This is a genomic window from Brevundimonas sp., from assembly GCF_016463485.1.
Taxonomy (GTDB): Bacteria; Pseudomonadota; Alphaproteobacteria; order Caulobacterales; family Caulobacteraceae; genus Brevundimonas.
Genome location: NZ_JAEMRD010000126.1, coordinates 1 through 9,468, shown reverse-complemented (window position 1 = coordinate 9,468; position 9,468 = coordinate 1). Strand labels below are relative to the sequence as shown.

Here is a 9,468-nt window from a genome sequence, read left to right as displayed (position 1 = left end):
CGCATCTGGTTTGGGACCAGAGGGTCGGAGGTTCGAATCCTCTCACTCCGACCATCCCCCTTGGAAGCGTTCTGCCTCAGGTCCCACGCGGACCGCTGACTGGCCCCTCAGCCGGCACGAACCGCCTGACTCTCCACATCGTTAGGAAATTTGCAGGAGGAGCGGGCGCATAGTGAACGTCTTCGGTCGTGCTGCGTTTTCAATGACAACGACCCGAGGACTTCTGGAGGCCATCATGAGTTACGCTCCGCTCCATTTCCACAACGATCACACCCGTCCCACCGCCGCGCGGCTGGGTGCCTGGATCGACAACCTTGTGGGTCGTGTTCTTGGACCGCCGTCCGTCAAGCGCATCGCCGCCGACATTCGGTCCGGCCACATCGGGCGCTACGTCGAGCCCGGCGTACGCCAGGTCTATATGGACGACGGCAAGGTGTACGAGGCGACGGCGTCTGACGGTTGGGAACCGCACCTGGTTCCCTGAATTCGACATCTCGACGGCAGGATGATCAACGCTATAAGACCGGCTGTCCGACCTGTCGCCCGAGGAACCCATGCTGGCTCGCATCTACCGCCCCGCCAAGACCGCGATGCAGTCGGGCAAGGCCAAGTCCAGGGACTGGCGGCTTGAGTTCGAACCGGCCTCGGCCCGAACCGTCGATCCCCTGATGGGCTGGACGTCATCGTCCGACATGAACGGCCAGGTCCGACTGTCGTTCGAGACCAGTGAAGAGGCGGTCGCATATGCCGAGCGGCACGGGATCGCCTTTCGACTTAGCGAGCCCCAGGAAGCGCCTCTGATCCTCAAGGCCTACGCCGACAACTTTGCCACCAGTCGCAAACAGTCCTGGACGCACTGACGCTCCTGTGGCGGCCAGCGGTCACGACATGGTCGCTCCTGCTTGAGCCGACGAACCGCCGAGCCGGCCATTGTCCGCGACTTGTGCGTTCGCCTTGGAGCCACGGGTTGTGATTGAGGGGCTCGGTGCGCTAGGTGACCCGCTCGGCGCCCATAGCTCAACCGGATAGAGCACCCGCCTTCTAAGCGGACGGTTGCAGGTTCGAGTCCTGCTGGGCGCGCCATTCAAGACACCGGAGGCCTCGTGGCCCATATCAAAAATCAGACCCTGACCGGCGACCAGCACATTGATGGCGGCATTTACGAGGACTGCGTCTTCGAGAATGCGCGGATGATCTACGACGGCGGCACGCCTCCTCAGTTCATCAACACCAGCTTCACTGCTTCGCACTTCATGTTCGACAAATCGGCCGGAAACACGGTCAACTTCCTGCGTGCCATGCTGCCGGCGCGGTCCAACATGCGTGAGGTCGTGTTCGGCCTGATGCCTGAGTTGCGTCAGAACTAACCGGCTGCGGCGTTCCAGGCGGCCAGCCCAATCTTGAGGTCGGCGATCAGGTCGTCGGGGTCCTCGAGCCCCACGCTGATTCGAATCAACTCGCCTTCCAGCGTCGTCGGTCGTTCGCGATAGTCCATCTGGTGGGTTTCGTGGGTGACCAGGCTCTCGAACCCGCCCCAGGAATAGCCGAGGCCGAACAGGCTGAGCGTATCGAGGAAGGCCTCGGCCCGGGCCTTGCCAGCACCTTTCATGACGACGCCGAACAGCGACGCGGCACCGGCGTAGTCGCGTTTCCAGACTTCATGCGCAGGGTCGCCCGGCAGGGCTGGGTAAAGGATACGCGATACTTCCGGCCGGGCTTGCAGCCAGGCGGCGATCGTCAGCGCCGAGCGCGCCTGCTCCTTCATCCGCAGCGGCATGGTCCGCAGGCCCCGCAACGCCAGCCAGGCGTCGTCGGGCGAGACGTGCCAGCCATGGTCCTCCATGGTCTCGGCGACGGCTCGTCCGATCCTGGCGTCTCGGACGGCGATCCCGCCCATCAGGACGTCGGAGTGGCCCGAGACGTATTTGGTCAGGGCCTGGACGCTGACGTCGACACCGTGTTCGAGCGGCTTGTAGGCCAGACCGGCACCCCAGGTGTTGTCCATCACGGTCAGAGCACCGCGCGCCGTCGCCGCCCGGGCCAGACGGCCGACGTCGAGCATCTCGAACGTCAGCGAGCCCGGCGATTCGATAAGCACGACACGTGTCCGGTCGGAGATCATGGCGGCGACCGTCTCGGCATCGGCGTCTGGCGCGTGATAGCGCACCGTCACTCCGCGCGCCGCCATCCATCGCGACAGGAACCGGCGCGTCGGGCCATAGCAGGCGTCTGTGGTCAGGATTTCGTCGCCCGTCCGCACCAGGGCCATGACCGGCACCGTCACCGCCGCCAGCCCTGAAGGGACCAGAAAGACCTCCTCCGCGCCCTCCAGATCGGCCAGGGCCGCGCGCAGTTCCCTCGCCGCCGAGGTGCCGTCCAGCCCATAGGTCGGCCCCAGGGTGTCGTCTCGCATATCCCCGACCCGATCGGACAGCATGGTCGAGGCGCGCTCGATCGGCGGATTGACGGGGCGGCGACCCTGTCCCCGGCGGGTTGCGCCGGAGATCAGGCGTGTGCGGTCGGTCGGGGTCGTCATCGGCGATGCGGCTCGGGCGGTTGCGAAACAGCGCCTAAAGGCCTCTAAAGCCCCCGGGGCGCAAGCACGACGAGGCGATGCGATGACGCGAGCGGCGAACGGATGGCGATGTCTGGCGCTGCTGGGCTCTGTTCTCCTGACGCTGGCGGGCTGTGATCGCCAGTCCGCCCCGGCGGCCGCCCCCAGCGAGACAACGCCCCTGACGCCGAACGCTGAGCCCAGCGCGGCCAGCCCGACCCTCGCGGCGGCCAAGGCGCGCGGCTATCTGAACTGCGGCGTTCACCAGGGTCTGGTCGGTTTCGCCTACACCGACAACCGCGGGGACTGGCGGGGGTTCGACGTCGATTTCTGTCGGGTGGTTGCGGCGGCGATCTTTGGCGACGCAGACAGGGTCCGGTTCGTGCCCCTGACCGCCGACAACCGGTTTCAGGTCCTGGCGTCGGGTCGTATCGATGTCCTGTGGCGCAATACCTCCTGGACCATGGACCGGGATACGGGCGGCCAGTTCACCTTCGCCGGGATCAACTACTATGATGGCCAGGGCTTCATGGTGCGCCGTGCCCTGGACCTGAACAGCGCCACCGAGTTGAACGGCGCGCGGATCTGCGTCGCGGCCGGCTCCACCAGCGCGCTGAATGCCGCCGACTATTTCCGCTCGCGCAGCATCGCCTACACCCCCGTCGTCGCTTCGACCGAAGAGGCGGCGCGTCAGGCCTATGGTCGCGAGGATTGCGACGCCTTCACCGCCGACATCTCGGCCCTGGCAGCGGCGCGAACGACCCTGGGAGATCCGCAGCAGCATGTGATCCTGGCTGACGTCATCTCCAAGGAGCCACTGGGCCCCGTCGTGCGGCGCGGTGACGAATCGTGGACGGCTCTGGTTCGCTGGACCCTGGACGCCGTGATTCTGGCCGAGGAACTGGGCGTGACCCAGGCCAATGCGAAGGCCATGGCCAGGGATGCTCGCGACCCCCGTGTGCGTCGCCTCGTCGGGCTCGATGGCGACTTCGGCACCCGGCTGGGTCTGCCCCGGACCTGGGCCGTCGACGCGGTGGCCGAAGTCGGCAACTATGGTGAAATCTTCGAGCGGAACGTCGGGTCGCAATCGGCGCTCGACCTGGCGCGTGGCTTGAATGCACAATGGAATGCGCGACCGGGCGGGCTGATCTACGCCCTGCCGGTACGCTGACGGATTTTCGAGGACGCTGCGGCGTTCGTGGGGGCTGAATGACCGAGACGAAAAAGGGCGGCCTGCCGCTTCACTGGCTGATGCTGATCGGGTTCGTGGTCGGCCTGGGCGGCGGTCTGGCCGTCAACATGCTGGTGGGTGCCGATGCCCCCTGGGTCGTCTGGCTGACCTCCAACATCACCGGCCCGGCCGGCCAGATATTCCTGCGGCTCCTGTTCATGCTGGTGATCCCCCTGCTGTTCTCGGCCCTGGTGGTCGGGGTGGCGGAGATGGGCGATCTGAAGTCGCTGGGGCGGGCGGGGATCAAGACCCTGCTGCTGACCATCGTGGTGTCGGGCATTGCGGTCGTCATCGGCCTGGGCATGGTCAATCTGTTCCGGCCCGGTGACGGCGTCGATCCCGAACTGGCCCGCGCCCTGCTGGCTCAAGGTTCGGCGGGGGCTGCGGCCATCGTCGAAAAGGCCCCCGAGAGCATCCAGTTCGGCCAGTTCTTCCTCGACCTCATCCCGTCGAACGTCTTCACGGCGGCGTCGGAGAACCAGATCCTGCCGGTGATGATCTTCGCCCTGTTTTTCGGGATTGGGCTGGTGATGGCCAAGTCGCCGGCGACCGACAAGCTTCAGACCGTGATCGAGGGCATCCTCGAGGTCACGATGAAGCTCATCAACATGGTCATCAAACTGGCCCCCTATGCGATCGCGTGCCTGATGTTCAACCTGGCGGCCCTGTTCGGCTGGGATCTGCTGGTGCGGCTGGCGGCCTATGTGGGCGTGGCTGTGGGGGCCATGCTGATCCACATGTTCGTGGTCTATCCGCTGGTCGTCTGGATCGGCGGCGGGATGAACCCGCTGACCTTCTTCAGAGGGGTGCGCCAGCCGATGGTGGTCGCCTTCTCGACGGCCTCGTCCAACGCGGCCCTGCCGGTGTCGCTCAAGGCAGCCGAGGAGCAACTGCATCTGCCGCGCAAGATCGCCCGCTTCGTCCTGACCGTCGGGGCCACCGCCAACCAGAACGGCACGGCACTGTTCGAGGGGGTGACGGTGCTGTTCCTGGCCCAGTTCTTCCAGATCGAGCTGTCGCTGACCCAGCAGATCATCGTGATGCTGGTCTGTATCCTGGGCGGCGTCGGGACGGCCGGGGTGCCGGCGGGCTCGCTGCCCGTGGTGGCGATGATCCTGGTCATGGTCGGGGTGCCGGCCGAGGGCATCGGCCTGATCCTGGGCGTCGACCGGTTCCTGGACATGTGCCGGACGACGCTGAACGTCACGGGCGATCTGGTGCTGGCCACCGTGGTCTCGCGCGGCGAGACCGACGACATCGTCCCGGCCGACGAGCCGGAGCCCTGGGCGGCGAAGGCTTAAGCGCCGACCACGACCGGCGTTTCCGCCCGCCCGCCCCATTCCGCCCATGACCCGTCGTAGAGGCGGCTGTACTGGCCCAGTTCGGCCAGGGCCAGGGTCAGGACGGCGGCCGTGACGCCCGAGCCGCAACTGGTGATCAGGGGCCGGGTCATGTCCACACCCGCCTGACGGAACACGGCGGCCAGGTCCTCGCCACGGCGCAGGCCGCCTCTCTCGGTCAGGACCGACTTGAACGGCACGTTCAGCGCGCCGGGCATATGGCCTGAGCGCAGGCCTGGGCGCGGCTCGGCAGCCTCGCCTCTGAACCGCGTGGGCGGGCGGGCGTCCAGGATCTGGGCGTCGCCGGTCAGGGCCGACAGCATCGAAGGAAGGTCGGCGATCGCCCCGGCCCGCATCGACGGGGTGAAGGTCGCGGGCGTCGGCACAGACGGCGTCCCGGTCTCGACCGCACGTCCCTCGGCGCGCCATTGGGGCAGGCCCCCATCCAGCACCCGCACATCGGTCGCCCCCATCAGCCGAAAGGTCCACCAGACCCGCGCGGCCGAGAACAGGCCGACGCTGTCGTAGACGACAACGGTGTCCTTCTCCGCAATCCCTAGCGCGCCCGTGGCCCCGGCGAAGGCTGCGGCGGTTGGCAGCATATGCGGCAGGTCGGTCGTGTGGTCAGACACGGCGTCGAGGTCGAAGAAGACCGCGCCGGGGATACGTTCGGCCTCGAACTCCGTTCGACCGTCACGGGCGTCCAGATGCCAGCTGGCATCGACGATCTTCAGGCGTGGATCGCCGATCCGGGCGGCGAGATCGGCGGTCGAGATCAGGGGGGATGTGTCAGCCATGGCGAACAGTAACACGGCCGGCCGGGGGCGCGGAACGCTCAGGCTCGTGCTGGGCGACCAACTGTCGGACAATCTCAGCGCGCTCGCCGACCTTGCTCCGGACCGCGACGTCGTCCTGATCGCCGAGGTGCGCGATGAGGCCACCTACGTCCGCCATCACAAGCAGAAGATCGCCCTGACGTTCGCGGCCATGCGCAGCTTTGCCCTGCGGCTTGAGGCGCGGGGGGTCACCGTCCGATATGTCCGCATCGACGACCCGGCGAACAGTCATTCGATCGTCGGCGAACTGCACCGCGCGCTCGCCGATCAGCCATTCGCGGCGGTCGTGATGACGGAGTGCGGCGAATGGCGGCTGGCCGAGGCGCTGGCGGGCTTCGGCGGCGTGACGGATGGTCGGGGCCTTTCGGTCGATATCCGCGAGGATCGCCGCTTCCTCTGTTCACACGACCGGTTCCGGCGCTGGGCGTCCGGCAACAAGCAACTGACGATGGAGTTCTTCTATCGCGAGATGCGGCGCGAGACCGGCATCCTGCTCGACGACGGCAAGCCGGTCGGGGGCCAGTGGAACTACGACGCCGAGAACCGACGGAAACTGTCCAAGGGTGTTCGTCCGCCCAAGCGATTCCGGACTGCGCCGGACCCCGTCGCGATCGAGGCCATCGCCGATGTGGCACGGCTGTTTCCCGATCATTTCGGCGATCTGGCCAACTTCGGCTGGCCCACGACGGCGGAACAGGCGGAACGCGTCCTGGAGGACTTCCTGACCCACATCCTGCCGGGCTTCGGCGACTGGCAGGATGCGATGGCGCACGGCCAGCCGTGGATGTGGCATGGGCTGATCTCGACCTCGATCAACCTGGGCCTGCTCGATCCGCGGGACGTCTGTCGGCGCGCCGAGGTCGAGTATCGCGCCGGGCGGGCCCCATTGAACGCCGTGGAAGGCTTCATCCGCCAGATCCTTGGCTGGCGCGAGTTCGTGCGCGGCATCTACTGGCTGAAAATGCCGGAGTATGGGGCTCGTAACTTCCTCGACGCAGACCGGGTGCTGCCCTGGTTCTTCTGGTCGGGCAAGACCGACATGGCCTGCGTGGCCGACGCAGTGACGACCAGCCGCGACAATGCCTATGCTCATCACATCCAGCGGCTGATGGTCACGGGCAATCTGATGATGCTGCTGGGGGTGAATCCCGACGCCGTCGATGACTGGTACATGACCGTCTATGCCGACGCCTATGAATGGGTCGAGATGCCCAATACACGGGGCATGGCGACCTTCGCCGACGGCGGGATCATGGGCACCAAACCCTACGCGGCGTCGGGTGCCTACATCGACCGGATGAGCGATTACTGCGGCGGCTGTCGCTATGACGTGAAGGCGAAGACCGGGGAGGGGGCCTGCCCGTTCAACCGTCTCTATTGGGGCTTTCTGGAGCGCAACCGGCCGCGACTGCGCGACAACCATCGACTGGCCATGCCGTACCGCACGCTGGACGGCTTCGGGGAGGAGCGGCGGGCGGCCTTGCTGGCAGACGCGGAAGCGGCCCGGGCCATGCTGGGGGCCGTGCCTTAGTCGTGAGGGTATTCGGTCTTGCCACTGACCCGCTTGAGCGCCGCCAGTGCGCGATCACGGGCCTGGGCGTGATCGACGAGCGGTCGGGGGTAGTCGTGGCCTAACCGCAGGCCGACGCCCCGCGTGACCTCGACCGGCGCGGTCCAGGGGGCGTGCAGGTATTTGTCGGGCAGACGGGCGATCTCGGGCACCCATTGGCGCACATACTTGCCGTCCGGATCGAATTTCTCGCCCTGGGTGATGGGGTTGAAGATGCGGAAATAGGGCGAGGCGTCAGCGCCGGAACCGGCCACCCACTGCCAGTTCTGCACATTCGACCCCAGGTCGGCATCGACCAGGGTGTCCCAGAACCAGGCCTCGCCGCGCCGCCAGTCGATCAGCAGGTCCTTGATGAGGAAGGACGCGACGATCATGCGGACCCGGTTGTGCATCCAGCCGGTCTTCCACAGCTGGCGCATCCCCGCATCGACGATGGGGTAGCCGGTCTGGCCCCGCGTCCAGGCCTTGAAGCCCGCGTCGTCGGCCAGCCAGGGAAAGGCGTCGTATTCGGGCCGGAACGCCCTGGCCGTCATCTGGGGGAAGTGATGCAGCAGGTGGGCCGAGAACTCGCGCCAGGCGATCTCGGCGATGAATTTGTCGGCTTCGGCCGCCGGGACCTTGCCGTCCGCCGCCGCGTCCCGGGCCGCCGCGATGGCGCGCCACGGGCTGATCTCGCCCCAATGCAGGTGGGGGGACAGGCGGCTGGTGGCGGGCAGGGACGGGATGTCGCGGCCCTTGCCGTAGTGGTCGAGCCCGTGCCGGACAAACCGACCCAGGGCCGCCGTCGCCCCCGCCTCGCCCGGTGTCCAGTCGAAGCCACGCGACCAGTCGGGCCGTGTGGGATGCAGGTTCCAGTCATCGACCGCATCGCTGTCCAGCGTCGGCCCGCCCGACAGATCGCGCGGCCCCATGGTGTGTGGCGGAGCCTCGGTCGCGGCCAGCAGGGCGTTCTTGAACGGGGTGAATACCTTGTACGGCCCACCCGAACCGGTCAGCACCGAACCGGGTCGCGCCATCAGGGCCCCGTTGTAGCCCTTGCAGTCGATGCCGTCGGCCTTGAGCCCATGGGCGATGTCGGCGTCGCGGGCCCAGGCGTCGGGTTCGAACAGCCGGTTCATGAAGACGGTGTCGGCACCGGTCTGATCGATCAGCCGACGCAGTTCGGCCTCGGAGTCGCCGCGTCGCAGGACCAGGGTTGTCCCACGCTCTGTCAGGCTCTCGGCCAGAGCACTCAGCGACTTGTCCAGCCACCACAGGGATGCCGCGCCCCTGGACCGCCCATCGCCGGCATCATCCAGAATGTAGACCGGGATCACCGGCCGCCCCGTCTCGGTCGCATGGTTCAGCGCCGGATTGTCGGCCAGGCGCAGGTCGCGCCGAAACCACAGGATGACCGGGGCGGCGTCGTCGGTGGTCACGCGGGCGAACTCCGTGATATCTTGAATCAAGCTGGCGAAGACGCCACCTCAGCGCCCCATAGCCGTGGCAAGGGCCGCACGCCATAAGCCCGTATCCAGTCCGAAGGTTTCGCCCGTGAGTGCTCCCCAGACCGTCATCACCCTGTCCGGAAACGGGATCGCCCGGCCGGTCGTCATCGGCGGCGGAGCCCGCATCGCCTTCATCGCCGGCCCCTGCCAGCTCGAAAGCCGTCAGCACGCGCTGGAGATGGCTCATGCCCTGAAGGAGATCGGTGAGCGGCTGAACGTCGGCATCATCTACAAGACCAGTTTCGACAAGGCGAACCGCACCTCGGCCGGTGCCGCGCGGGGTTTCGGGCTGGAGGGATCGCTGCCGATCTTCGCCGAAATCCGCGAAGTCACCGGTCTGCCCGTCCTGACCGACGTCCATACCGAGGAACACTGCCGGATCGCGGCCCAAGCGGTGGATGTGCTGCAGATCCCGGCCTTCCTCTGCCGCCAGACCGACCTGCTGCTGGC

The 9,468-nt window shown here is 67.0% G+C and carries 9 protein-coding genes, 1 tRNA gene and 1 pseudogene; 8 read left to right on the top strand and 3 right to left on the bottom strand.

Annotation, left to right across the window (positions count from 1 at the left end):
• The first annotated feature begins 235 nt into the window (after positions 1-235).
• The 4 genes from JHC99_RS14810 (at position 236) to JHC99_RS14795 (ending at position 1,367) form a co-directional block, all read left to right on the top strand.
• Entirely contained in the window at positions 236-484 is a 249-nt protein-coding gene (locus tag JHC99_RS14810; protein WP_292155185.1) for a hypothetical protein, read from the top strand.
• Positions 485-554: 70 nt separating this feature from the next.
• Entirely contained in the window at positions 555-860 is a 306-nt protein-coding gene (locus JHC99_RS14805) for an ETC complex I subunit (protein ID WP_292155184.1), read from the top strand.
• A 146-nt stretch (positions 861-1,006) separates the two neighbouring features.
• Positions 1,007-1,083, top strand: a tRNA-Arg gene (locus JHC99_RS14800).
• Positions 1,084-1,103: 20 nt separating this feature from the next.
• A complete protein-coding gene (locus JHC99_RS14795) occupies positions 1,104-1,367 on the top strand; it encodes a hypothetical protein (RefSeq protein WP_271144048.1) in 264 nt (87 codons plus the stop codon).
• Here JHC99_RS14795 and metC read toward each other — a convergent pair.
• Positions 1,364-2,536 carry a cystathionine beta-lyase gene (gene metC / locus JHC99_RS14790; protein ID WP_292155183.1) on the bottom strand — a complete coding sequence of 391 codons (1,173 nt, stop codon included), beginning with the start codon at positions 2,534-2,536 and terminating at the stop codon, positions 1,364-1,366. The two genes, JHC99_RS14795 and metC, sit on opposite strands and share 4 nt — an antisense overlap.
• 82 nt (positions 2,537-2,618) lie before the next feature.
• Between metC and JHC99_RS14785 the strand changes: the two genes are divergently transcribed.
• Together JHC99_RS14785 and JHC99_RS14780 are read left to right on the top strand one after the other, a co-directional pair.
• Complete coding sequence (locus tag JHC99_RS14785) at positions 2,619-3,725, top strand: amino acid ABC transporter substrate-binding protein (RefSeq protein ID WP_292155182.1); 1,107 nt, start codon at positions 2,619-2,621, stop codon at positions 3,723-3,725.
• A gap of 38 nt (positions 3,726-3,763) precedes the next feature.
• Positions 3,764-5,086, top strand: a complete 1,323-nt coding sequence (locus JHC99_RS14780) for a dicarboxylate/amino acid:cation symporter (protein ID WP_292155181.1) — start codon at positions 3,764-3,766, stop codon at positions 5,084-5,086.
• On the opposite strand, the gene sseA is transcribed toward JHC99_RS14780, so the two are convergent.
• A complete protein-coding gene (gene sseA / locus JHC99_RS14775) occupies positions 5,083-5,922 on the bottom strand; it encodes a 3-mercaptopyruvate sulfurtransferase (protein ID WP_292155180.1) in 840 nt (279 codons plus the stop codon). The two genes, JHC99_RS14780 and sseA, sit on opposite strands and share 4 nt — an antisense overlap.
• Between sseA and JHC99_RS14770 the strand changes: the two genes are divergently transcribed.
• A complete protein-coding gene (locus tag JHC99_RS14770; RefSeq protein ID WP_292155179.1) occupies positions 5,921-7,492 on the top strand; it encodes a cryptochrome/photolyase family protein in 1,572 nt (523 codons plus the stop codon). The two genes, sseA and JHC99_RS14770, sit on opposite strands and share 2 nt — an antisense overlap.
• On the opposite strand, the gene JHC99_RS14765 is transcribed toward JHC99_RS14770, so the two are convergent.
• On the bottom strand, positions 7,489-8,949 hold the full coding sequence (locus tag JHC99_RS14765; RefSeq protein ID WP_292155178.1) for a deoxyribodipyrimidine photo-lyase: 1,461 nt from the start codon (positions 8,947-8,949) through the stop codon (positions 7,489-7,491). The genes JHC99_RS14770 and JHC99_RS14765 overlap by 4 nt on opposite strands.
• A 115-nt stretch (positions 8,950-9,064) precedes the next feature.
• On the opposite strand from JHC99_RS14765, the pseudogene JHC99_RS14760 reads away from it, so the two are divergent.
• Positions 9,065-9,468: pseudogene (locus tag JHC99_RS14760) on the top strand (3-deoxy-8-phosphooctulonate synthase); the annotation flags it as partial.